Annotated in this window: 20 protein-coding genes and 1 riboswitch; of the genes, 7 read left to right on the top strand and 13 right to left on the bottom strand. The window is 42.8% G+C overall.

Annotation, left to right across the window (positions count from 1 at the left end; genetic code table 11):
- Window positions 1-4 precede the first annotated feature (4 nt).
- The 4 genes from K1I56_RS05060 to K1I56_RS05045 form a co-directional block, all read right to left on the bottom strand.
- On the bottom strand, window positions 5-718 hold the full coding sequence (locus K1I56_RS05060) for a CPBP family intramembrane glutamic endopeptidase (RefSeq protein WP_223325428.1): 714 nt from the start codon (window positions 716-718) through the stop codon (window positions 5-7).
- A 378-nt stretch (window positions 719-1096) separates the two neighbouring features.
- Complete coding sequence (gene msrB, locus K1I56_RS05055) at window positions 1097-2032, bottom strand: peptide-methionine (R)-S-oxide reductase MsrB (protein ID WP_223325427.1); 936 nt, start codon at window positions 2030-2032, stop codon at window positions 1097-1099.
- A 273-nt stretch (window positions 2033-2305) separates the two neighbouring features.
- Complete coding sequence (locus K1I56_RS05050; protein ID WP_317627947.1) at window positions 2306-2662, bottom strand: helicase BlpT; 357 nt, start codon at window positions 2660-2662, stop codon at window positions 2306-2308.
- Window positions 2663-2939: 277 nt separating this feature from the next.
- Window positions 2940-3875: a dihydroorotate oxidase gene (locus K1I56_RS05045; RefSeq protein WP_223325425.1), complete on the bottom strand. Its 936-nt coding sequence runs from the start codon at window positions 3873-3875 to the stop codon at window positions 2940-2942.
- Between the two features lie 299 nt (window positions 3876-4174).
- Between K1I56_RS05045 and gdhA the strand changes: the two genes are divergently transcribed.
- Together gdhA and K1I56_RS05035 are read left to right on the top strand one after the other, a co-directional pair.
- A complete protein-coding gene (gdhA, locus tag K1I56_RS05040) occupies window positions 4175-5521 on the top strand; it encodes an NADP-specific glutamate dehydrogenase (RefSeq protein ID WP_118396459.1) in 1347 nt (448 codons plus the stop codon).
- A 281-nt stretch (window positions 5522-5802) separates the two neighbouring features.
- Window positions 5803-6120 (top strand): hypothetical protein, encoded by a 318-nt coding sequence (locus tag K1I56_RS05035; RefSeq protein WP_014713894.1) that lies wholly within the window; start codon window positions 5803-5805, stop codon window positions 6118-6120.
- 67 nt (window positions 6121-6187) lie between these two features.
- On the opposite strand, the gene K1I56_RS05030 is transcribed toward K1I56_RS05035, so the two are convergent.
- The 3 genes from K1I56_RS05030 to K1I56_RS05020 all read right to left on the bottom strand — a co-directional run bounded on the left by K1I56_RS05030 (window position 6188) and on the right by K1I56_RS05020 (window position 8961).
- Window positions 6188-6958 carry a hypothetical protein gene (locus K1I56_RS05030; protein WP_014713895.1) on the bottom strand — a complete coding sequence of 257 codons (771 nt, stop codon included), beginning with the start codon at window positions 6956-6958 and terminating at the stop codon, window positions 6188-6190.
- A gap of 8 nt (window positions 6959-6966) precedes the next feature.
- Window positions 6967-7908: a hypothetical protein gene (locus K1I56_RS05025; protein WP_223325424.1), complete on the bottom strand. Its 942-nt coding sequence runs from the start codon at window positions 7906-7908 to the stop codon at window positions 6967-6969.
- A gap of 204 nt (window positions 7909-8112) precedes the next feature.
- Window positions 8113-8961 carry a mechanosensitive ion channel family protein gene (locus K1I56_RS05020; protein ID WP_223325423.1) on the bottom strand — a complete coding sequence of 283 codons (849 nt, stop codon included), beginning with the start codon at window positions 8959-8961 and terminating at the stop codon, window positions 8113-8115.
- Window positions 8962-9098: 137 nt separating this feature from the next.
- On the opposite strand from K1I56_RS05020, the gene sstT reads away from it, so the two are divergent.
- Entirely contained in the window at window positions 9099-10316 is a 1218-nt protein-coding gene (gene sstT, locus K1I56_RS05015; protein WP_223141596.1) for a serine/threonine transporter SstT, read from the top strand.
- 53 nt (window positions 10317-10369) lie between these two features.
- Here the strand turns inward: sstT and K1I56_RS05010 are convergent, their stop codons facing one another.
- From K1I56_RS05010 to K1I56_RS04990, 5 genes are all read right to left on the bottom strand, one after another.
- The gene (locus K1I56_RS05010; protein ID WP_195189345.1) at window positions 10370-11701 is read right to left on the bottom strand and encodes an alanine/glycine:cation symporter family protein; all 1332 of its coding nucleotides are present in this window, start codon (window positions 11699-11701) and stop codon (window positions 10370-10372) included.
- A 101-nt stretch (window positions 11702-11802) separates the two neighbouring features.
- Window positions 11803-11897, bottom strand: a riboswitch (glycine riboswitch).
- 129 nt (window positions 11898-12026) lie between these two features.
- A complete protein-coding gene (locus tag K1I56_RS05005) occupies window positions 12027-13445 on the bottom strand; it encodes a C69 family dipeptidase (RefSeq protein WP_223325422.1) in 1419 nt (472 codons plus the stop codon).
- A 597-nt stretch (window positions 13446-14042) separates the two neighbouring features.
- Window positions 14043-16382, bottom strand: coding sequence for an endonuclease MutS2 (locus K1I56_RS05000; RefSeq protein WP_223325421.1), 2340 nt, complete (start codon window positions 16380-16382; stop codon window positions 14043-14045).
- 73 nt (window positions 16383-16455) lie between these two features.
- Complete coding sequence (locus K1I56_RS04995; RefSeq protein WP_223325420.1) at window positions 16456-17010, bottom strand: CvpA family protein; 555 nt, start codon at window positions 17008-17010, stop codon at window positions 16456-16458.
- 10 nt (window positions 17011-17020) lie between these two features.
- On the bottom strand, window positions 17021-17311 hold the full coding sequence (locus K1I56_RS04990) for a hypothetical protein (protein WP_049471900.1): 291 nt from the start codon (window positions 17309-17311) through the stop codon (window positions 17021-17023).
- A 136-nt stretch (window positions 17312-17447) separates the two neighbouring features.
- On the opposite strand from K1I56_RS04990, the gene rnhC reads away from it, so the two are divergent.
- The 3 genes from rnhC (at window position 17448) to recD2 (ending at window position 21497) form a co-directional block, all read left to right on the top strand.
- Window positions 17448-18344: a ribonuclease HIII gene (gene rnhC, locus K1I56_RS04985; RefSeq protein WP_223325419.1), complete on the top strand. Its 897-nt coding sequence runs from the start codon at window positions 17448-17450 to the stop codon at window positions 18342-18344.
- A gap of 3 nt (window positions 18345-18347) precedes the next feature.
- Entirely contained in the window at window positions 18348-18998 is a 651-nt protein-coding gene (gene lepB, locus K1I56_RS04980; protein WP_014713905.1) for a signal peptidase I, read from the top strand.
- A 66-nt stretch (window positions 18999-19064) separates the two neighbouring features.
- Window positions 19065-21497 (top strand): SF1B family DNA helicase RecD2, encoded by a 2433-nt coding sequence (recD2, locus tag K1I56_RS04975; protein ID WP_223325418.1) that lies wholly within the window; start codon window positions 19065-19067, stop codon window positions 21495-21497.
- A gap of 231 nt (window positions 21498-21728) precedes the next feature.
- Here the strand turns inward: recD2 and dinB are convergent, their stop codons facing one another.
- A complete protein-coding gene (gene dinB / locus K1I56_RS04970) occupies window positions 21729-22835 on the bottom strand; it encodes a DNA polymerase IV (protein WP_014713907.1) in 1107 nt (368 codons plus the stop codon).
- Window positions 22836-23095: 260 nt separating this feature from the next.
- Between dinB and pflB the strand changes: the two genes are divergently transcribed.
- Entirely contained in the window at window positions 23096-25411 is a 2316-nt protein-coding gene (gene pflB / locus K1I56_RS04965; protein ID WP_045759873.1) for a formate C-acetyltransferase, read from the top strand.
- Window positions 25412-25686: the final 275 nt, after the last annotated feature.

Here is a 25686-nt window from a genome sequence, read left to right as displayed (position 1 = left end):
CTTGTCACACCAAAAAATGCCAGTAGATATAATTGTAGACGAAGATCCAAATTGGTTTCCAGTAAGATAAAAGATTGTAAAAAGCATGCAAGAGAATAACCAATCGCAGATCCCTATGTTTTTTATAAACTTCTGCAAAGAATACCCCTCCGATAAAATAAAGCAAGAAGGAGATCGGATCGCGAAACACAAACACTAGATGGAGCACTGAAAAAAACAGAGCTGATACTAATACATCTAAGTGCAAGTGGCTATGTTTAAAAAAGACATTCATCATGTAAGCACGACAAGTCAATTCTTCCAAAATTGGATAAATCACGGTGGATTGAGCAAAATCCAAAAAAACTACTATACCAATCCCCTTCAAAAACACTGAATCTGGTAGCCTAGGTAATAAATCATTCGGTACAAGTACAATGTAGTTTTGAAATGCCCTACTAATCCATATCGTCATAATTCTTAAAAGTAAATCAAGGAGAAAATATATCAGATAAGCCCACTTCCATTTTGAAGCGGTAAACGTGACCAAAATTTTCTCCCGTTTCAGCCAGAGGATAATACCAAGAATCAATAAGCATTCGAGAGCCAGTTGGATACTATATAGGAAAGTAAAGCTCCCATTGAAAAAGGCTGTGATATTTGTTGCCATCCATACTACAACAAACATATCTATAAAGTGAAAACATAGCAAGGCAATCATATGTTTCAAATATTTCATAATTTCATCTCTACTTTTTTAATTTGGAATTTCATGAAAATGATATTTATTATAGCATAGATTACCTTTCTTGAGAACACTTTATTTTAGTTTTTCTTTCGTTTCTAAAATATATAAAAGAGTCTTCCGCCCCTTATAATGCAGATGAACTTTTTCACATAAATCATCCGTAGTAAACTGTCAGAAAACATCATCACGATTTTCAACTGATGCAAGCATCTACTGAAACTTTCCGCTGTGAGAAAAGTGCCTGAAACATAATTGTTTCAGGCACACGGGAGTTTTGAAACCTTAGGTTCAAAACTAAGTCATGGAACTTCTATGAAGTTCGCTGACGTCCGTACTCACCTAAGGAAAGTTTCTAAGATGCTTTTTCTATTATTTCAAAGCTTTTAACAAATAATCATAGCCTTCTTGCTCCATTTCCTCTTTTGGAATAAAGCGCAGAGAGGCCGAATTGATACAATAGCGAAGACCACCCTGGTCTTTTGGTCCATCGGTGAAGATATGGCCGAGATGGGCATTGCCTGAGCGGGAACGAACTTCGATCCGCTCCATCCCGTGGCTATGATCCTGGTAATAGTGGACAACATCTTTGGCAATGGGACGGGAGAAACTTGGCCATCCACAGCCAGATGCAAACTTATCCTTGGCAAAAAAGAGAGGCTCCCCCGTCGTAATATCCACATAGATCCCCTCTTCAAAGGTCTGATCATAGGCATTGTGGAAAGGACGTTCCGTCGCGCTTTCTTGAGTGACTTGGTACTGCTCTACTGTCAGTTTCGCCTTTAGGATTTCTTGGTCTGGCTTCTGATAAGCTGCTGGATCAATCAAGGGCTGCTCAGCATCTGTCACATCGATATGGCAATAGCCCCCAGGATTCTTCTTAAGGTAGTCTTGGTGGTAGTCCTCAGCTAGGATATAGTGGCGCAAGGGTTCCAACTCAACCGCGATTTTGCGTCCCAGTTGCTTCTCTTCTTCCGCAAACACTTGGGCGATCACCTCACGATTTCCTTCATCTGTATAATAGACACCCGTCCGATATTGGCGGCCTCGATCATTTCCCTGTTTGTTAACGGACAAGGGATCGATCACACGGAAATAGTAGAGCAGAATCGCTCGTAGGGTGATCTTGTCTGGATCGTAGATAACTTGTACAGTCTCTGCATGATCCGTTTCCTTGATCAGTTGGTAATTGGTCGTCTCTACCTGGCCATTGGCATAGCCCACCGTCGTCTGTTCTACACCGGGGATCCGTGAAAAATACTCCTCCAAGCCCCAAAAACAGCCACCTGCTAAATAAATCTCTGCCATCTTTCTTCCTCGCTTTCCGCATTCCCTAAAAGGAACACTTCTTATCTATTAGCTCCATCATAATCCAAGAGCCTCAGATTTTCAAGGATTCTGCATCAAAAATCCCTCCTACTATATGTAAAAGGGATTCAATCCTTCTTATTTTTCAAATAAGAAAAAGAGCGAGTAATAAAAGTTCCAAAACGATAGGATTAACTGATGTAGAAAATCATGAAGGACTACCATGACCAACACCTCCTCTGAATATCTGTGGACAAGCACCAGGCACATCAACTACAAAAGCACCGTCGGTCCATAGACCTGTAACTGAGACTTCACTACCTCGTAATGCCAGTGATCATAAGCTCGCCAAGCTTGAAAGGCTTCTTCGTTCAATGCTAGCCCGCCCAGACCAATCAATAGACTGGCGGTCTGATAAAACTTTTCCAACTCGATCAACAAGCGATTGTCTACCCGCCTAGCCTTTCGTAAATCTTTCAACATCTGATCTAGATTTTCTTGAAATCGAAGGGCATCTGGACTGGGGGTGCATCCTTTCAAAAAGGCTATTTGAAGAAGGCTGACCGTTGTTTTTGCCTCTTGAATCACGTCCCTTTCTTCCATAGAAATCACCTTCCTTTTCACCTCCATTGTACACCTTTTTCTCTTTATAAAAATGGAAAATTCCTAAAACTAGGAACAGAATGAGGCTGGGACAAAAGTCCTAGCCTCTCAATTGTTTCTAGATTGTCGAGCAAGACGCAGTGGTTGAGTGGGTCTACTACGCTGATTTCATCAGCTTTTACAGCCCTACTCAACTGTGCGGAGGTGGGACGACGAAATCGAATTCTAACGAATGACCGATTTCTGTCCCACTCTCATAAAAAACTTCCCCAAGTTTCCACTTGAGGAAGTTTTTTTCGAAAAATTAGTCAATGTAGCGCAATTTGCCACGGAAGTCTTCCAGGCTTTGGTAGCCTTTTTCTTCCATGATGGCTTTGAGTTCCGCAGTGATGCGTTCAAAAGCTCCTACTCCTTCTTTATGAAGCGTGGTTCCGATTTGCACCATACTAGCCCCACATAGAATATGTTCAAAGGCATCACGACCGGTCAAGACACCACCAGTCCCTATAATTTGAATTTCTGGATTCAGACGTTGATAAAAGGCATGGACATTAGCAAGGGCAGTTGGTTTGACATACTCTCCACCAATCCCACCAAAGCCGTTCTTCGGACGAATTACTACGGATTCATCTTCAATGTAGAGACCATTCCCTACGGAATTGACACAATTGACAAACTTAAGCGGGTATTTGTTAAAGATTGCTGCTGCTTGATCGAAGTGAACAATATCAAAGTAAGGTGGCAATTTAATACCAAGCGGTTTTGTGAAATAGGCAAAGACCTCGGACAAGATCCGATCGGTCGTATCAAAGTCATAAGCAATCTGAGGTTTTCCAGGGACATTAGGGCAAGAAAGGTTCAGTTCTGTCAAGCCTTTAAAGTCGCTGTCTTGCACCTTTTTCAAGATGGTATGGGTCTCTTCAGGAGACATGCCGACAAGAGATAAGAAGAAGGTCCGGTCAGGATCTGTTTTTTGCAACTCTAATAGGTAATCCAAATAATAATCCAAGCCTTGGTTGGGAAGGCCCATCGAATTGATCGAGCCAAGTGGCACATCATGATAGCGTGGTTCGGGATTTCCAGCACGGAATTCTAAGGTCGCTGTCTTGGTCACAAAAGTCCCAGCAGCCGAATTCTTCACTTCTTCCAACTCTTCCTTGGTCATACAGGCCACTCCTGCCGCATTCATCAGGCAATTGTCAAATTCAAAACCAGCAATTTGCGTTTTTGTCGATACCATCTTGTACTCCTTTTTGAAACACCCATCAACAGAATCGTTCGGGATGCTCTCTATTTTCTTCTTTCATTATACCATCACTTGGAAGCTTCCGGACAAACAAAGCTAAAAATTCTTGCAAACATTCGGACTTTCCTAGTCGCGATAAAATTTTCAGAAAATTCAACTTTTTTCTTTACAAGCCAAAAAAAGTCTGCTATAATGATCCATGTAATAAAACGTGACATTGTTTGTCAACTGTCTCAAAACCACTCCCCTAGCGGGTTTGCTGGTTTTCGTTACATTCACAAAGGAGAATTAACATGACAACTGCAAAAGAATATATCCAAAGCACTTTCGAAACTGTAAAAGCTCGTAACGGCCATGAAGCTGAATTCCTTCAAGCTGTTGAAGAGTTCCTCAGCACTTTGGAACCTGTTTTTGAAAAACACCCTGAATACATCGAAGAAAACATTTTAGCTCGTATTACAGAACCTGAACGCGTGATTTCCTTCCGTGTTCCTTGGGTTGACCGTGAAGGAAACATCCAAGTAAACCGTGGATACCGTGTTCAATTCAACTCTGCTGTAGGTCCTTACAAAGGTGGTCTTCGTTTCCATCCAACTGTTAACCAAGGGATCTTGAAATTCCTCGGATTTGAACAAATCTTCAAAAACGTTTTGACTGGCCTTCCTATCGGCGGTGGTAAAGGTGGATCTGACTTTGATCCTAAAGGAAAAACAGACGCTGAAGTGATGCGATTCTGCCAAAGCTTCATGACTGAATTGCAAAAGCACATCGGTCCTTCTCTTGATGTCCCAGCTGGTGATATCGGGGTTGGTGGACGTGAAATCGGATACCTTTACGGTCAATACAAACGCCTTCGCCAATTCGATGCTGGTGTCTTGACTGGTAAACCTCTTGGTTTTGGTGGTAGCTTGATCCGTCCAGAAGCAACTGGTTATGGTTTGGTTTACTATACTGAAGAAATGCTCAAAGCCAACGGTGACAGCTTTGCTGGTAAGAAAGTCGTGATCTCAGGTTCTGGTAACGTTGCCCAATACGCTCTTCAAAAAGCAACTGAACTTGGTGCAACTGTTATCTCTGTATCTGACTCAAACGGTTACGTGATCGACGAGAACGGTATTGACTTCGACCTTCTTACAGACGTGAAAGAAAAACGTCGTGCACGTTTGACTGAATACGCTGCTGAAAAACCAACTGCTACATACTACGAAGGTTCTGTATGGACTTACGCTGGTAACTATGACATCGCTCTTCCATGTGCAACTCAAAATGAAATCGATGGCGATGCTGCTAAACGTTTGGTCGCTCAAGGTGTGAAAGTTGTCTCTGAAGGAGCAAACATGCCAAGTAACATCGATGCCATCAACGTATACAAAGAAAATGGTATCCTTTACGGACCTGCTAAAGCTGCCAATGCTGGTGGAGTTGCTGTATCTGCTCTTGAAATGAGCCAAAACAGCCAACGTCTTTCATGGACACGCGAAGAAGTGGACGGACGTTTGAAAGACATCATGACCAACATCTTCAACACTGCTAAAACAACTGCAGAAATTTACGGACTTGGTAAAGATTACCTTGCAGGTGCCAACATCGCTGCCTTTGAAAATGTCGCAAACGCGATGATTGCACAAGGTCTTGTATAATCAATCGATATTTTTCTTTGAGACCTTCGGGTCAAAGCCTCTCAACTCCTGAAACCAATGTGTTTCAGGAGTTTTTTGTAGCTACTGATCTCTTTAAGGACAATTGGTTCCAAGGGAGGAAAATCATTTTTAAAGAAAGGAATCTTAACCGTCATTAGTGGTGAGAAATTTGAGCCATCTCTTTTTCTGTATCTTTTTCTAAAAAAATTTTATTTTTTTTACTTTACCCCCTTGCATTTTTAATAAATTAGTATTAAACTATAGCAAAAGGAGGTGCGCTTATGTTTCATTTTGCTCAAGACAAGTCAACTACCATTGAATTCCTTAAGTCTGAATTGATGCAACTGCTTTCTGATATGCGTCAGGAGATTGCAGCAAGCCGTCAAGCACAGACTTGTACTGCTTGCCAGCACATCCAACACTGCATTAATAAGATCCAAAGGGCAAAAAGTTCCGTAGCCATAGCCCTTCCGATCGAATCATTGGATCTCGAAATCACCGCCCTATTGCGCAAGCAATTATTGATCTTACCACCTGAGGCTCGAAAGATTTGGGATCAGATTAAATATTTGGATGACAAATACTGCCACTTAAAATAGACCAAAAAAGCTCAGAAAGGTTTCTGAGCTTTTTTGTGTTAAAAAATATAAAAAATTGGTTCATAAATTAATTTATTCTATAAAAAACTTCATTTTCACTCGATGGAGCAACTTGTCCAGCTATTATCCGATCTCTGTTAATATCAGAATTAACATAAGGTAGGGAAGTCCCTGCTGGATAGAACGAAATAGCGTAGCCTGATGCGCCTGCACTTACATTATATGACGTTATGCCATTCTGTTGACCTGAACTAATAACAGTTCCACCATTAACTAATCCATTCTCATCAAAAACAATCCTTAATCCGTTGGCATTCTCCCAAGTGCCTACAACTCCTGAAAAATTACCTGTTGATGAAGATTGTTGAGATGATGAACCTAAAGTTTGACTTGATGTACTTGAAACTGAAGATTCCTGTTGTGAAGATTGCGAAGATGAATTTAATAAAGATGAAGATTCAGAAATTGAAGTTCCATCTTCTTTTGACGATGCAGTACTTGGTTTGTTTGAATGGGAATTTTTATTTCGAAATGAATTTCGATTACTCACTTTTGACTCTGTAATATTATTTTCCTCACCATGTTTTTTTAAAGCAGAAAATAAAATAAGTGAACAACAAATTGTAATAAAAATAACAGATAAAAAGACGTACGGCCATTTTTTTGAAGAAGTTTTTAACTTTGTCACATAAATTTTTTCTTTAGAACGATATATTTCTACGTTATCTTTTACTTTAGGCTTAAAATTTAGTTCACTTAATGGAATTTTCAATGTCTCATCTGAATTTAACAAAATGTACGCATGAGTCTTTGTAACACTAATTATTTTATTATACATAAGCCCTCCTAATTTTCGTACATTAGTGCTAGCATAGATGGAAGTGTTTTCGAACTATTGAAAACCGTTGTATATGATTGTCTTCCAGTTGATAATCCGTAAAGTGTTATCTGATCACCCTCTGCAATAACCCTATCATAATGAGAATCTGAAATTACAACTAATACAATTTTATCATAGTCGTCATTGATTGATACTCGTAGAAGGTGTGAGCCGTCTTCTTCTAATTCTTGTAATACTTTACCATTAATTTTTATTTTTGTTCCATTTTCAATTTCATCATGATTCCATGCATCATAATCCACATCAGTATAATGTGACTTATCATTATCTACATCGATTTCCGAAAGTTTATCTACATCATTTTCTTCTTCACTAGCTGAGGTTGATTCTTCATAGTCGCTTGTTTTTATTTGACTACTTGATTCGGTGGTAACCTTTCTCATAGGAAAAACATCTTTATCAGAAACAATAATCAAAGCAATGATAAGTGTTGTAACGAATGATAATAAAGAAATAATTAGATATACCATCGTTGCATTTCTATCTTTCAATTTCTTTCTAAATAATGTAATTAATAGATAGAATAGATTTAAGATACTAAATACTATGGCAACTAGGAAAAATAGGTTAAACAAATCTTCAAAATAGATTTTTCCATGTTGTACAACTGAGAACGTAAAAAATATTATAGCAATTAAAAAAACAAGAAAAAGTAAAGAAATATTAATCTTAGTAATCAGTAAAGTATTATTAAATCTAACTCCTGTATGTGACTTTCTTCTTTTAGAATTCTGAGCCAACGTAATAATGTCATCAAAAATCAGTACCTGTGCATTTATATATGGTTCAAAATTCAAATTCTCTATTGGAAACTCTTTAGCTGTTCCATTCTCAAAACCAATTACTATAATTTTGTCTGTAATTTTAATTATAATTCCATTCATCATAAATCCCCCTAGATTAAATGTAAATATTAAACTAAAAATTTATGCTCACTGGATAGCTTCCAGATTATTACCAATTAGTTATAATTATATCATACATTTTAATATTAGATTAACTCAATACTAAAATTTACTAACCCCAAAAGTATTCAGTTTAATAAGGATTTTCTACACCAAAATAGCTCAGAAAAATATTTCTGAGCTTTTTTACATGATTACGTTATTTCCTGTTGGAAGGTTGATTCCTGCTTCCATCAAGGCATCATGATAGAGTTTACAGTAAGTATGATAAACAGTAACCTGTGTCCCATTTTGCGCGGTCATCGCAATACGGAAGGAATAGCGACCATTTTTTTCGATCTGTGGGCCTAAAATAGTAGGACCTGTCAACACTTCTGGGTGTTTGTCTTGTTGAGACTGGTTGACCTGCGCAATCACCTGATAGATCTTATCGAGATCGGTATTCGCATCTAGCGGAATATCCACCAGCACGCGCATATCTCCACGCGAGAGGTTGCTGACGACAGTGATATTGCGGTTTGGGACAAAGTGGAGAGACCCGTCAAAATCACGTACTTGAGTTGTCCGAATTCCCACACTGCTAACGATGCCGGCGATATTAATAGAACCATTGGTAAGTCGGACATTGTCCCCCACATCCAGCTGGCGTTCTAAAAGGATAAAGAAACCATTGACCAAATCGGAAAGGAAGCCCTGGGCTCCCATCCCGATAGCCACCCCAGCAATCCCAGCACCAGCCAATAGACTAGAGACTGGAAGACCGAGGATCGACAAGATCCAGTAGATCAAGATAAAATACAAGCAGTAGTTCAAGAGACTCTCTACTAAACGGAGAATGGTTTTTTTACGGGCTTCATCCTGCACCGTATACTTAAAAGAAGGGGTTAATATCCGCTTGACCAGGCTATGGATGACCTTTTTAGCGATAAAAAATAATAGAAAGACAAAAATCAGGGAGATGCATTTTGAAATTAGGTCATCAAAAATCTTTGTCCAGTCTATTTTACTGAAATAACGTTGGAAAGCTTGACTCATTTATTCGGGCCTTTCTAACAAAGAATAGTATGATTATATCAAATATTCGGAAATAAAGCTATTTTTTAAAAATTTCATTGCTTTCCCCCCCTAACTATCGTATAATATTCCTTAATTATTTTTTAAGGAGGTCCTACATGATTCATCGACTGATTACCACTTGGAATAAAACCAACCTTATGAAAAGGATCGCAATCGGGATTGTACTTGGTGTCATCCTAGCCCTTCTCTTTCCGAAAGCATCTGGCATTGGACTCTTAGGTCAGTTCTTTGTTGGAGGGCTCCGTGCGATCGCACCCCTTCTGGTCTTTGCGCTTGTCGCAAACGCTCTCTCCCAACACCAAAAAGGGACAGAGACCAATATGAAAAAGGTCATCGTCCTCTATCTCCTAGGAACCTTTGCAGCTGCCTTCGTCGCTGTTTTGGTCAATTACATCTTCCCCATCACCATTACCCTGACTGGAAAGGCCGCTGAAGGATCCTCTCCAAACGGGATTGGCGAAGTGATTAGTAACCTCTTGCTCAAGATCGTCGACAACCCGGTCAACGCCTTGCAGCAAGCCAACTACATTGGGATCCTTTCTTGGGCAACTGTCTTTGGGATTGCCATGAGAGAGGCGAGTGAACATAGTAAAGACCTCCTCCAAACTCTAGCAGACATCACTTCAAAAATTGTTGAGTGGATTATCAACCTAGCTCCATTTGGGATCTTAGGCTTGGTCTTCACGACCATCGCTGGCCAAGGACTCAGTGCCCTTAGTAACTACGGGATTCTCTTACTTGTTTTGGTTGGTACCATGGCATTTGTAGCCCTGGTCATCAATCCATTGATCGTCTTTTTCATGATCCGCAAGAACCCCTATCCCCTTGTTTTTAAATGCCTCCGTGTCAGTGGGGTAACAGCCTTTTTCACTAGAAGTTCTGCAGCTAACATCCCTGTCAATATGCGTCTCTGTGAAGAGTTGGGGCTGAATCCAGATACCTATTCTGTCTCCATTCCACTTGGTTCAACTGTAAACATGGCAGGCGCAGCCGTGACGATCAATATTTTGACGCTCGCTGCTGCCAATACCTTGCACATTCAGGTTGACTTTGGAACTGCTCTCATTCTGAGTGTGGTAGCGGCTATCTCTGCTTGTGGAGCATCTGGAGTTGCGGGAGGATCTCTCCTTCTCATCCCTGTTGCTTGTAGCCTCTTTGGTATCACCAATGATTTGGCCATGCAAGTCGTCAGCGTCGGCTTTATCATCGGGGTCATCCAAGACTCTTGCGAAACAGCCCTCAACTCTTCGACAGATGTGCTCTTCACCGCCATCGCCGAAATGAGTAGCTGGCCAAAAGAAAAACGCTATTAAATGCTCCTATCTCAAATAGATAAGAAAACCCAGATCCATCAATCTGGGTTTTCTTATTTCTTAAAGTATTGTTTGCTTTCTTTGATGATGACAGGGGAGAGAGCTAAAAGGGCAATTAGGTTGGGCAAAGCCATCAGCCCATTCACAATATCCGCGATCACCCAGACCAGGTCCAGCTTAAGGAAGCCTCCTAGTCCAACCATAAAAACAAAGAAGGTCCGATAGAGGTTGATATGTTTAACACCAAATAGGAATTCAAAACACCGCTCTCCGTAATAAGACCATCCAAGTATGGTCGTAGTCGCAAATAGCACCAAGCATAGCGTCAGAATGATGCCTCCGACTGGGCCAAAGACGCCTGTAAACGTATCCTGAGTCAGGGTGCTAGTGCTGCCCTTAGCCATCCACTCACCTGAAACCAAGAGCGAAAGTCCTGTCAAACTACAGATGATAATGGTATCAATAAAGGTTCCTGTCATGGAGATCAAGCCCTGCTCGACGGGCTCATTGGTCTTCGCTGCGGCGGCTGCAATGGGTGCAGATCCGAGACCCGATTCATTAGAGAAAACCCCACGCGCCACCCCTTTTTGGATAGCCATTTTGACCGTTGCTCCTGCGAAACCTCCCATGGCTGCAGTCCCTGTAAAAGCACCCGAAAAGACCGATTTCAAGGCTGGAAGCAATTGGTCCAGATGCAAGACAATGATCGTGACAGTCGCAAAGATATAGGCAGTAGCCATAAAAGGAACCACTTTTTCAGAGACTTTGGAAATCCAGTGAATCCCACCAAAGATGATGGTCGAAACCACTAGCGCAATCACTACACTAGCCACTTCTGGAGCTGTGCCAAAACTTGCTTGAAGAGATCCCGTAATGGAATTAACCTGGGTCATGGTTCCGATCCCAAAGAGGGCTACCAACACTCCTGCAACCGCAAAGAAAATAGCCAGTGGTCGCCACTTCTCTCCCATCCCGTGAAGAATGTAGTACATGGGACCACCTGAGATATGACCGTTGTCATCCTTGGTCCGATAACGAATGGCTAAGAGCCCTTCTGCATACTTGGTCGCCATTCCAAAGAAGGCCGCCATCCACATCCAAAAGAGGGCCCCTGGGCCACCTGTCTGAATCGCTGTCGCTACCCCTACGATATTCCCTGTCCCTACAGTTGCCGCTAGGGCCGTCGCAAGGGCTCCAAAGCTCGAGATATCCCCATGCCCCTCATCTTCTGTAAAGATCAAGCGAAAGGCTTTTGGAAGATAGCGTATCTGAAGCAAGCCCAAACGAAGGGTCAGGTAGATCCCTGTCCCTACCAAGAGCACCAAAAGTGGGGCGCCCCATACTAAATTATCGAGTTGCTGAAAAAATTGCAATACATGATCCATTCTCTGTCTCCTTTTTATCGACCGCTCGACAGAAATGAGAAAAAGAAAGAGTACATGTCAAACATGTACTCTGGTCCTGCTTAAAATAGGGGACTTTCCCTATTTTTCGCTCTGTCCTTTTACCTGAGAGTTTGAGTAGATGCATCCTCTACCTTGCCCCTTCGGTGCCATTTCTGGTCTCTCCAGAGTTCCGTCCATTCACAGTCACTCACGCTCCTGCAAACTTCATTCGGTCGTATGTAATTTTCTCTATTTTAATCGATTTTCAAAAATCTGTCAATCATTTCCGAAAAAATATTGTAAATTATCTGAAAATGTACGGTTTTTAATCACTTAAGGAGAAGTGATTGGTCATAAGGTTGCTAGCATCGAGCAAAATCTTGTCCAAGAGTTGATCTGTCGCTTCTTGAATCTGATCACTCATGGCTTGGTTTTCAGCCTCAAAATCGACGGTTACACCTGCTGCAAGGGCACGATCGACTTTATTGATGCGTGCATGTCCCCAGGCCATTGTCGATTCTTGGTAATCATCTAGATCGCCAACATGGTGGGCATAGTGAGGATCTGCAAGTCCTGCAATAATCCGGTTAGCCCAGTAGAAGGAATCCGTTGTCACCTTAGCCGTCGTATTGGCAAAGTAGCCTGGCGTTGTATCCACTTGGGTAAAGAAAGGGACAGCTGTATTGTAAGGCATCGAACCGTAAGAAATCCATTGGATGCCTGTCGTTTCTTGCGGCTTGTTGGGACGCAATTGCAGAATCGCTGTTTGACTGGTCCGGTTGATCCCGATCGTCCGGAAAGTTCGCTGACTCACCTGATCTCCTTCCGGTCCATAAGGATCGTAGATGGTATCTTGGTAGTGATTGCTCAAGACATATTTGACATCCTCAATCGTCACCTTGCGATAGGGCTTTTGACACCAAGGAATCTCAAAGCTCCGTGGATCCTGCTCAATTTCAGGATTAAGGAAACGCTGGATGGCCCAAGCCCGCGGTGTATTGTAGTGACGGTCCTTGTCTTTTTGGCTACCAAAGGCATAGCGTGGATTAAAACCTTTTCCTTCTTGATCCAGAATCAAATGGTGCTCTGTGACAAAATTTTCAAGATCTGGGTCACAAAGAAACTCGTCTGGATTTCCAAATTCAAAATAATCACTTCCCAGTTGGTTCGGGTTGGTCACATAGGCATCATCTGGTACACGGCGCGCCATCCAGTGGTGACCTCCGATGGTTTCCAACCACCAGATTTCATTCACATCTGAAATCGCAATCCCGTTAGATTCATAGGTTCCGTACTCTTCTAAAATCTTTCCGAGACGCAAAACCCCTTCGCGGGCAGTCTTGATATAAGGCAAGACCAAGGTCAGCATGTCTTCCTCACCGATGCCACTCTCTACAAGAGGATCGGCCCCTAGCACACGGCTATTAGTCGTAATGGTCTCTGTCTCACTCATGGCTACATTATAGATATTGATCCCAGCTTCTCCCCAGATCCCGTCTTTAGGAATGGCATCTGGAACTGCCGTATAGCGAACTGGATTATCTGGCAAGTCGATTTCAAAAGATGATAAAATAGACTTGTAATGACGCGGTTGATCTTCTGGTTTGACCACGATTAATTTCTTAGGCGTAAAAACGCCATTTTGAGAATCCTCTGTTCGTGCTACAATGGTCGAACCATCATAGCTAGCATTTTTTCCGACTAGAATCGTTGTACACGAATCTGCACTTTCACGTTTACGCATGCGTATCCTCCCAAATCATTCATTGCCTCTATTATAGCACTTTTAAAAGGGAGAACCTACTGAAAATCCGATTTGAAAACGGATCGTTTTCAATTTCTTTTAATCCGGTTCATTATGTAAAATTTAAAAAAACCTAGCTGTTTATCAGCTAGATTCAGATTGAAGAAAAAGTTATCTTAGAAACTTTCCTTAGGTGAGCACGGACGTCAGCGAACTTCGAAGAAGTTCCATGACTAATTATTGAGCCTAAGGTCTCAATAATTCCGAGTGAGACTGGGACAAAAGTCCTAGCCTCTTAATTGTTTTTGGATTGTCAAGCAAGACGCAGTGGTTGAGTGGGCTCTACTACGCTGATTTCATCAGCTTTTACAGCCCTACTCAACTGTGCGGAGGTGGGACGACGAAATCGAATTTTAACGAATTACCGATTTCTGTCCCACTCTCACTTTTCTCACGGCGGAAAGTTTCGGTATTTTCTTTATTCATTTTAAAAATGGGAGAGATTTATATTTTTTTGCAGAATTTCCTAACTTATTTTTCTTTTTAAAAATTTAGTCTACGTTCTAAACCCCAGCTAATGAACAACTAGGGCTTACCTTATCCTTTAAACGTGACAATGGTTGCACCGCTTCCACCTGCATTTTGTGGGGCATATTCAAAACTCTTGACATGCTTGTTGCGGCGGAGGTATTTTGTCACCCCTTCACGGATGACCCCTGTCCCGATCCCGTGGATGATATCGACTTGGGCCATGTTGTTGAGCAGAGCCTGATCGATAAAACCATCTAGCTCTTGCATGGCCTCTTCATAGCGTTTCCCACGGAGGTCCAGACGCGCTCTCGGCCCACTCGTGTTGGAGCGCTTAACGACATTCACCTGGCGTTTCTTAGGTTGAGCCGCTTCTTTTTCAACCTTGATAAGGTTGAATTCTTTTTCTTCCAAGGTCATCTTGATCAAGCCGACTTGCGCCTCCCAGCGCCCATCTTTGAGTTGCTTGACTAGGGTTCCACGTTGGCCATAGCTGATAACCAGGATCTCATCTCCTACCTTAGGAGCACGCGCCTTCTTGGCTTTTTTCAAGACCTTATTTTTAGAAAGATCGACGGTCTCAGGAGCTAGTTTTTTCAACTGAGCCTTGGCCTCAATGATCTCATGTGGTTTCAACTGGGATTTAGCATGAAGACCTTGAAGGATGCGGTCACTCTCTGAAAGTGCCATGTCCACAATTTCCTTGGCTTCTTCTCTTGCCTTATTGAGCTCTGTTTCCCTCTCTCGAGTCAGCTCGTTATAGAGCTTTCGAAGAGCGCGATTGAATTTGAGATTTTCTTGCTCCACTTCTTGAATGGTATCCAAGCGCTTGCGACTCTCTAAGGTCTGCGCCTCCAGTTTTTCAATAATCTGATTGACATCATTGTCCGTATTGGTCATCTTCATGGCATCCTGGATAATGGTCTCAGATAAGCCCAAACGACGGGCGATCTCAAAGGCATTGGAGCGACCAGGCACCCCTTGCATGAAGCGATAGGTTGGACGAAGACTCGCTGTGTCAAACTCCATGCTGGCATTTTGCACCCCTGCAGTCTCAATCCCGTAGACCTTGAGCTCTGGATAGTGGGTCGTCGCCATGGTCTTAATTCCGCGTAAGCGCAGGTCTTCTAGGATGGCAATAGCAAGGCCAGCCCCTTCTTGAGGATCGGTTCCAGCTCCTAACTCATCCAGGAGGATCAAGGAGGCGGTATCTACTTGATGTAAGATCGATACGATATTGGTCATATGACTGGAGAAGGTCGACAAGCTCTGCTCGATCGATTGTTCATCTCCAATATCTGCAAAGACTTGTGAGAAGATGCCCACACGACTACCTGGATCCGCTAGGATGGGAAGACCAGACTGGGCCATAATTTGCGCTAGTCCCAGCGTTTTTAGCATGATGGTTTTACCACCTGTATTGGGACCAGTAATCACGATTTCAGTCAAGTCCTCGGTAAAATGCAGGTCATTCGCGACAGCATTTTCAATCAAGGGATGACGTAGTTGCAAGAGCTGAATAGAGCGATTACTGCTAACCTCTGGTACCACGGCCTTGAAATCACGCATAAACCGATACTTGGCCTTGATCAAGTCCAAGTGACCGATAATCCAGGCGTTGTTAGCAATCTCTGCCGCATGGGGGCGCAGGCTGTCAGACAATTCCTCCAGAATCTGAATGATTTCATACCGTTCATCTGCTCGATGATTGGCAATTTCTTCATTGAGATTAACCACTGCACGAGGTTCGATATAAACAGTATTCCCACTGGCTGAGATATCGTGGACCACCCCTGCAATCCGGTTGCGATAGGTGTTTTTTACCGGTAGAACATTGCGTCCATTCCGGCTAGCAATCACAGCATCCGCTAACATATCGGCCTTACTTTTCAACAGGTCTTGCAGAATCTCTCTGACCTGGTGTTCATTCTCTTGGATGCGGCGACGGATTTTAGCCAATTTTTCACTGGCAAAAGACTCGACAAAGCCTCCTTCGTTGATGGCTTGAAGCCCACCTTGTAAGCGGGGCAGATCCACCAAGTTGTCAAAGAGTCGGTGGAGCCTTTCCAGACGGACATTTTCCAAGTTGTCGTAGAAATCCTTGAGATCATGTGTCACCCGAAGGACAGCTTTTAGCGCTAGTAATTCATCGATATTGAGGGCTGCCTCCATCTCCAAACGCTTGGTCACTGGACGGACATCTTGAATGGTCGACACGGCAAAGCGAGGCTCTTCCAAGAGGATCTGCTCCATATCTTCTAGCTCCATAAAAGCCGTTTCGATGCTTTCTTTTTTATCGGTTGGAGTAAGGACTGCTAGCTCCATCTCCCCTTGTTCTGTCTGTAGATAGGGTTCAAAAAGTTGCTTGACCTTGTCAAACTCCAGAATATCTAAGATTTTTTTATTCATGTTTCTCCTACAAAAAAAGTGAGCGTCCTTCCTTGAGTCGGACTTGTCTCACTCCTTTCTTCATTTTTGCTCCTTAAGCTCCGATAATCGCAGTCATCCACAAGTTGTGGAACAGACTGGAACTGATCGGGGTATGAAGGATGATAAAGCGGATCAATCCACTTGCATTTAGTCTATTTTGGATGGAAGCCATGGGAACCGTTGAGAGAACAGTCAAGCCCATCTGGATCACCAAGAGGGTTATCACGACGGCGATCACACCTGCTCCAATTTGATACTTGCGATCCTCCAATTTTTCTGGCTGGGGAACCAAGTGCATAAAGATTCCAATCACGCGGCCGATCAAATAAACCAGCGCAAAAATCAACACATAAGCTAACCCTGCATAAAAGATGTCATCTAATTGAAACAGGTAGCGGTTGGCATAAAAATAATTCACCGATTGCTGGGTGGGACTCGAAAAAGGAACCCATAGAGACAAAACCTTAGCCAGTCCCTTGTAGCTACCACCTGCAATCAAGAGGGCCACCAAGGTCACTAGAAAGTAATAGGACTGGAGGATGATGCCTCTTGCATAGCCAATATAAAAGCTCCATGCCAAAATCAATAAGATTAAGAAAGTTAACATGTATCTCCTCTTATTTGGATGATTTATCCTTTAAGTCGTCTAAAGCTTTGCGACGAAAATCATCTAATTCTGTTTCTTTGTCGTCAAACTCAATCTCGCGATTCAGCTGCATAGACAAACTATTTACTGCCAATAAGATAGCGATGGTTTCATCATCTGCTTCTGGCATTTGTTCCTTAATTGCTTGGTATTTTTCTTTCGCAACACGTTCGACTTCTTCCATAAACAAATTATCATGGTTGGTTGTTAAAGTGAGCGCTTTGTTTCCAAATGTAAATTTATATCTATTTAAGCTCGCCATAAAAATCACCTCACGGTATTATACCAAAAAAGGCTAGCTTTGTCAGTAGCAAAGCCCCTCTTCCCAGGGATTTTCCAGTGGATTCTTTCTTTCTTTTTGCTCCCTCTCTCCCTGAATTTGTGGTACAATAGTGGTTATGGAAAGTATGACACTCACTCCAACACAGGAGCAAATCCTTGATTTTGTCCATACCTATCGCAGTTCTCTCACTCAAAGCAAGAACCCTCATATGGATTATTTCTTTCGACTAGAGGGAGCGACCGTTTCGATCTACAAGTCTGGAAAGGTCCTGCTCCAGGGCAATGACCTCACTCCTTACCTGACCTTTTTCGGGCAAGATGCTGGGAACCCTAAGCGTTCTACTTTATCTGCACGACAAGACCTAGCCATGATCGGAACCGATGAGGTCGGAAACGGCTCTTATTTTGGTGGACTCACCGTTGTCGCATCCTTTGTCACACCTGACCAGCACGACTGGCTCAAAAAGCTTGGTGTTGGAGATTCGAAGACCTTGGATGATCGAAAAATTCAGCAATTGGCTCCTCTCCTTGAGGAAAATATCCAGCACCAATCACTCTTATTGTCTCCAAAGAAGTACAATGAAGTGATCGCTTCTGGTTACAATGCTGTTTCGGTCAAAGTAGCCCTGCACAATCAGGCCATCTACCTTCTGTTAAATAAAGGAGTCCAAGCAGAGCGAATTGTGATCGATGCCTTTACGACGGCTAAAAACTACCAAAAATACGTAAAAGCTGAAAAAAATCAGGTCACGCAAGCCATTGAGTTGGAAGAAAAAGCCGAAAGCAAGTATCTAGCTGTGGCAGTTAGCTCCATCATCGCCCGTAATCTCTTCCTTCAAAATCTGGAAGATCTGGGCAAGGAACTGGGTTTTAATCTTCCTAGTGGAGCAGGGGCTAAATCAGACCAAGTGGCCGCTAAATTGCTCCAGACCTACGGGATGAAAGCTCTGGATTATTGTGCCAAACTCCATTTTAAAAACACAGAAAAAGCAAAGAAATTACTAGAAAGATAAGTCATGTCAAAAAGAAGTTCAAAACATACATCGAGCTCACCTGTGGTGAGATTCCTTAAAGAATGGGGCCTCTTCAGTATCATTGTTGGTCTCATCATCGCCTCTCGCATTTACCTCTGGGCTCCGGTCAAGGTGGATGGCCATTCGATGGATCCGACCCTGGCCGATAGCGAGTACCTCCTTGTGGTCAACCACCTCTCAATCGATCGTTTCGACATTGTCGTTGCCAGTGAAAAAGACGACGATGGCAAAACCAAGGACATCGTCAAGCGGGTCATCGGTCTTCCTGGAGATACCATCCAATATGATAACGATACCCTCTACATCAATGGGAAAAAGACCAATGAGCCTTATTTGAAAAACTATATCGCTCGTTTCAAAAAAGATAAATTGCAATCGACCTACACTGGAAAAGGCTTTGAAGAAAACGGAGAACTCTTCCGCCAACTGGCCAATACAGCTCAAGCCTTTACAGTGGACAAGGATGGCAATCCTAAATTTACTTTGAAGTTGCTTGACGATGAATATCTCTTACTTGGAGATGACCGGATCGTTTCAAAAGATAGCCGTCAGGTCGGAGCTTTCAAGAAAGAACAAATCAAGGGGCAAGCCGTCTTTAGACTATGGCCTATCTACCCTTTCAAAACTTATTAGTATAGATTAACAGACTGAGGCTGAGACAAGTATGTCCCAGCCTTGCTTTATAAAAAGGAAAAAATGATGGAATATTATTTTTCAGGCACCATCGAGCGCATTATTTTTGAAAATCCTAGCAGTTTTTTTCGAATTCTCTTGCTCGATATCAGCGATACAGATGCCGAAGATTTTGACAATTTTGAAATCATTGTAACGGGGACTATGGCAGACATCTTAGAAGGTGAAGACTACTCCTTCTGGGGAGAGTTGGTCCATCATCCCAAATACGGAGAACAACTTAAAATCAGTCGCTACGAACGAGCTAAACCCACTAGCAAGGGCTTGGTAAAATATTTTTCCAGTGATCACTTTAAAGGGATTGGTCTCAAAACCGCTCAAAAGATCGTCGATCTCTATGGCGACAACACCATCGATAAAATTCTTGAGGCTCCTGAAAAATTAGAAGAAATCGCAGGCCTCTCCAAGAAAAACCGCTTGGCTTTTGTGGACAAGCTCCGTCAGAATTATGGAACAGAACGCATTCTCGCCCAACTAGCTAATTACGGAATTCCCAATAAATTGGCCTTTCAGATCCAAGATTTCTACAAAGAAGAAACGATCCAAATTGTGGAGCAACAGCCCTACCAATTGGTGGAAGATATCCAAGGTATGGGCTTTAAAATCGCGGACCAATTGGCCGAAGAGCTTGGCATTGCCAGTGACGCCCCTGAACGTTTCCGTGCGGGGCTGATTCACAGCCTCTTTAGCTATTCTATCGAGACAGGAAATACCTATATCGAAGCCAAGGACCTTTTGCGCTACACTATTGATCTCTTAGAATCTGCACGACCAGTGGAATTGGATCCTTCCACTGTCGCCCAAGAATTAGGCCACCTCATCGAGGAAGACAAGGTCCAAAACGTGGATACTAAGATTTTTGACAACAGCCTCTTCTTTGCGGAGGAAGGCATTCACAGTCACATCGGTCGATTGTTGGAAAAAGGAAAGCAGACTTCATTTGAAGCTGAGAAAATCAACCAGGCTATTGCGCAAGTTGAAAAAGATTTGGGGATCCACTACGATGCCATTCAAAAAGAGGCCATTCACCAAGCCATCCAAAACAAGGTCTTTATCCTCACTGGGGGACCGGGGACAGGAAAAACCACTGTTATCAATGGGATGATTAGTGTCTATGCCCAACTCCACCAGTTGGATCTTCGGAAGAAACAAGACCTGCCGATCCTGCTGGCTGCTCCAACGGGACGGGCAGCTCGGCGCATGAATGAGCTGACAGGGCTTCCGAGCGCCACTATCCACCGCCATTTGGGAATGACAGGAGATGATGATACCAGCCACTTAGAGGACTATCTAGATGCAGATTTTATCATTGTGGACGAGTTTTCCATGGTCGATACCTGGCTCGCTAATCAATTAATCAGCAACATCGCAACCGATACCAAACTCTTGATTGTGGGAGATGCTGACCAATTACCATCCGTCAGTCCTGGACAGGTCCTAGCGGATCTCTTGCAGATCCCAAGCATCCCTCAGACCAAACTCGAACATATTTTCCGTCAGAGTGAAGATTCGACCATTGTCTCACTAGCAGGAGACATTCGCCAGGGCAAGCTTCCTCAAGATTTCACAGAACGAAAAGCCGACCGCTCTTATTTCGAAGCCGGAAGCGAACACATCCCTAAGATGATCGAACAGATCACCTCTGCCGCCCTTCGCAGTCAGATCCCAGCTCGAGATATCCAAGTCTTGGCACCTATGTACAAGGGCCAGGCCGGCATTGACAACATCAATACTCTCATGCAAGACCTTCTCAATCCAGCTGTCAAAGATCAGGTCGTCTTTGACTCGCCAGACTGCCAATACCGCGATGGAGACAAGGTTATCCATCTGGTCAATGATGCAGAAAGCAATGTCTTTAATGGAGATATTGGCTACATTACCGATCTTCTCCCCGGAAAATATACAGAATCGAAGCAAGATGAATTGACTATCCAATTTGATGGCAATGAAATCGTCTACCCGCGCAATGAATGGTACAAGATTCGCTTAGCCTATGCGATGAGTATTCACAAATCGCAAGGAAGCGAATTTCCTGTGGTGATTTTACCCATTACGAATCAAAGCCACCGGATGTTGCAACGTAATTTGATCTATACCGCCATCACGCGCTCAAAGAGCAAGCTGATTCTCTTAGGAGAATACAGCGCCTTTGATTTCGCTACTAAAAATACAGGTACAGCGCGCAAGACCTATTTGGTTGAACGCTTCAAGAACCTGGACGGAGGCGAGGCAACCACAGACTATTCTTCATCCGTTGCAACGGCTTCTGCTACAGTCGAATCTGCACGAAGCAAGGAAGGGACTGTTGAAACGAAAGCAGAGACGTCTAAGCCTACTGTCTATCGACTAACAGAAGACAATCTCCACGCCATCTCGCCTATGATTGGACTAACAGAAGAAGAGATTGCAGCCTTCTTTGATATCAAACAACCTAATTGATACCCCAAAAATTAAAATAATATATTTTTTAAGGCTCATTCAAATACAACTGAAACTTTCCGCCGTGAGAAAAGTGCTAGAAACACTATGGTTTCTAGCACTCGGGAGTTTTGAAACTTTAGGTTCAAAACTAAGTCATGGAACTTCGTAGAAGTTCGCTGACGTCCGTACTCACCTAAGGAAAGTTTCTAAGATGACTTTGTCATCAATCTCAGACGACTAGTGAATAGACTAGTCGTCTTTTTCTTCCTCTACCAGAGGCAGTTCAGTATGATCAACAAAGTTGGTCATGGTGACACCCAAGAGGCGGATTCCTGTATTTATCGATTCGATTTCTTGAAAAATGTGACGCGCTGAACGATTGATGCGCTCAGCATCTCGCGTTGGCTCCGTCAAGGTGATGCGCTTAGTCAAGGTGGTAAAGTCTCCATAGCGCACTTTTAAGACCAAGGTCTTTCCTTGCTTATCATGTTTTTCCAGCGATTGGGCCACCTTACTGGACAGATTGGCAATTTCTTCTAGAATATCATCTTCTGCATAAAGGAGCTTGCGGTAGGTTCGCTCTTTTCCGATCGACTTGCGGATGCGATGACTTTTGACAGGGCTATTGTGAATCCCTCGCGCCTTTCGAAAGAGATCATAGCCAAATCGCCCAAACCGATCAATCAAAGTCATCTCCGAGACGGCTAAAAGATCCGCGCCAGTATAGACCCCCATCTCATGTAGTCGCTCTACTGTCTTCTTTCCTACTCCATGAAATTTGGCAATGTCCATTTGGCTCAGGAAATCCTCAGCGTCCTCCGGTAAGACCACCGTTAGCCCACGGGGTTTTTGGTAGTCACTTGCCATCTTGGCCAAAAACTTATTATAAGAAACACCCGCTGAAGCTGTGAGATGCAACTCTTCCCAGATAGCATGCTGAATCAAGCGGGCGATTTTGACAGCTGATTTGCTCTGGATTTTATTTTCCGTCACATCTAGATAGGCTTCATCAATACTCATGGGCTCGATTAGATCTGTATAACGCTTGAAAATCTCACGGACCTGCTCACCTACTTCTCGGTATTTCTCATAATTTCCAGAGATAAAAATCGCTTGAGGACAAAGGTCCAGCGCTTCTTTAGAGCTCATAGCTGAATGAATGCCATATTTCCTTGCTTCATAGTTACAAGTCGAGACAACACCTCTCCCTCCTGACTGACGAGGGTCCTGGCCAATCACGACAGGCTTGCCCTTCAAACTAGGGTTGTCTCTTTCTTCGACGGCAGCAAAAAATGCATCCATATCAATATGAATAATCTTGCGACTGGTATCATTCACTAATGGAAATATCAGCATTTTTCACCCTCCTTTCTTTCTATTATAGGAAGAAAATTTCAGAATTGCAAAAATCGACTCTCCAGAAAACATGAAAATTGATGAAAAACTGTGTTTGTTTTCAAAAATATAGTACAGTATCGCATAGGATTTGAAACTGTATTACAAAAGAATCTGTTGTTTTTCGCAATTCGCCTTTGTGTAACCGATTTCTGTATGGTATACTACTATTGTAAGTGCAACAGATATAGTTGCTAGAAAGACAATAGAGGAAAATAAAAATGGTTGTTAAAACAGTCGTTGAAGCACAAGATATTTTTGACAAAGCCTGGGAAGGCTTCAAAGGTGAAGATTGGAAAGAAAAAGCAAGCGTTTCTCGCTTCGTTCAAGCTAACTACACACCATATGATGGAGATGAAAGCTTCCTAGCTGGTCCAACGGAACGTTCTCTTCACATCAAAAAAATTGTTGAAGAAACAAAAGCTCATTATGAAGAAACTCGTTTCCCATACGATAACCGTCCAACATCTATCGCTGATATCGCAGCTGGATATATCGACAAAGAAAATGAAGTCATCTTCGGTATCCAAAATGATGAATTGTTCAAATTGAACTTCATGCCTCGTGGTGGTATCCGTATGGCGGAAACTACTTTGAAAGAAAATGGATACGAACCAGATCCTGCAGTTCATGAAATCTTCACAAAATACGTTACAACTGTAAACGACGGTATCTTCCGCGCTTACACTTCTAACATCCGTCGTGCTCGTCACGCTCACACTGTAACTGGTCTTCCAGATGCTTACTCTCGTGGACGTATCATCGGGGTTTATGCTCGTTTGGCTCTTTACGGTGCTGACTACTTGATGGCTGAAAAAGCAAACGACTGGAACTCTATTACTGAAATCGATGAAGAATCAATCCGTCTTCGTGAAGAAGTAAACCTTCAATACCAAGCACTTCAAGAAGTTGTTAAATTGGGTGACCTTTATGGTGTAGACGTACGCCGCCCTGCCTTCGATACAAAAGAAGCGATCCAATGGACAAATATCGCCTTCATGGCTGTCTGCCGTGTGATCAACGGTGCTGCTACTTCTCTTGGACGTGTGCCAATCGTTTTGGATATCTACGCTGAACGTGACTTGGCTCGTGGTACTTACACTGAATCAGAAATCCAAGAATTCGTTGACGATTTCGTTATGAAATTGCGTACTGTTAAATTTGCTCGTACAAAAGCTTACGACCAATTGTACTCAGGTGACCCAACCTTCATCACAACTTCTATGGCTGGTATGGGTAACGACGGACGTCACCGTGTTACTAAGATGGACTACCGTTTCTTGAACACTTTGGACAACATCGGTAACTCTCCAGAACCAAACTTGACAGTTCTTTGGACTGATAAATTGCCATATAGCTTCCGTCGCTACTGTATGCACATGAGCCACAAACACTCTTCTATCCAATACGAAGGTGTAACAACAATGGCCAAAGACGGATACGGTGAAATGAGCTGTATCTCATGTTGTGTATCTCCACTTGACCCAGAAAATGAAGAACAACGCCACAACATCCAATACTTCGGTGCTCGTGTTAACGTGCTTAAAGCTCTTCTTACTGGTTTGAACGGTGGTTACGACGATGTTCATAAAGACTACAAAGTATTTGACATCGATCCTATCCGTGACGAAGTTCTTGAATTCGAATCTGTTAAAGCAAACTTCGAAAAATCTCTTGACTGGTTGACTGACACTTATGTAGATGCTTTGAACATCATCCACTACATGACTGATAAGTACAACTACGAAGCAGTTCAAATGGCCTTCTTGCCAACTCACCAACGCGCTAACATGGGATTCGGTATCTGTGGATTCGCTAACACTGTTGATACTTTGTCAGCTATTAAATACGCTACTGTTAAACCAATCCGTGATGAAAATGGCTACATCTACGATTACGAAACAATTGGTGAATACCCACGTTGGGGTGAAGATGACCCACGTTCAAACGAATTGGCAGAATGGTTGATCGAAGCTTACACTACTCGTCTTCGCAGCCACAAACTTTACAAGAACGCTGAAGCAACTGTTTCACTTCTTACCATCACTTCTAACGTTGCATACTCTAAACAAACTGGTAACTCTCCAGTCCACAAAGGGGTATACCTCAACGAAGATGGTTCTGTAAACTTGTCTAAATTGGAATTCTTCTCACCAGGTGCTAACCCATCTAACAAAGCGAAAGGTGGATGGTTGCAAAACTTGAACTCACTTGCTAGCCTTGACTTTGGTTATGCAGCTGATGGTATCTCACTCACTACTCAAGTTTCACCACGCGCTCTTGGTAAGACTCGTGACGAACAAGTTGATAACTTGGTAACTATCCTTGATGGTTACTTCGAAAACGGTGGACAACACGTTAACTTGAACGTTATGGACTTGAACGATGTTTACGAAAAGATCATGTCAGGTGAAGACGTTATCGTTCGTATCTCTGGATACTGTGTAAACACGAAATACCTCACTCCAGAACAAAAAACTGAATTGACACAACGTGTCTTCCACGAAGTTCTTTCAATGGATGATGCCTTGAGCTAAGATTCAAATAGATGAAAAAACCAGTCGGAAACGGCTGGTTTTTTTATCCTCATCGCAAGATTATTCTGAATTTTGAAAGAGTTTAAGAGCCTGCTATATAGAGTTTGACAGCGCTTTCTCCAAGTGTTATAGTAGAGCTGTGAATAAGATAGAAGGGGTGATCCTATGTTTTTAACATTTATTTTCGCTATTATTTGGCTCTTTATCCTGATTGCACTGATCTTTTTAGCAACCCTTCTCGTCCAGGATATGACCGTGCAGCACCACCACCCGAG

Source organism: Streptococcus parasanguinis, assembly GCF_019929185.1.
Taxonomy (GTDB): domain Bacteria; phylum Bacillota; class Bacilli; order Lactobacillales; family Streptococcaceae; genus Streptococcus; species Streptococcus parasanguinis_O.
This window is presented reverse-complemented; position numbering and strand designations above follow the sequence as displayed.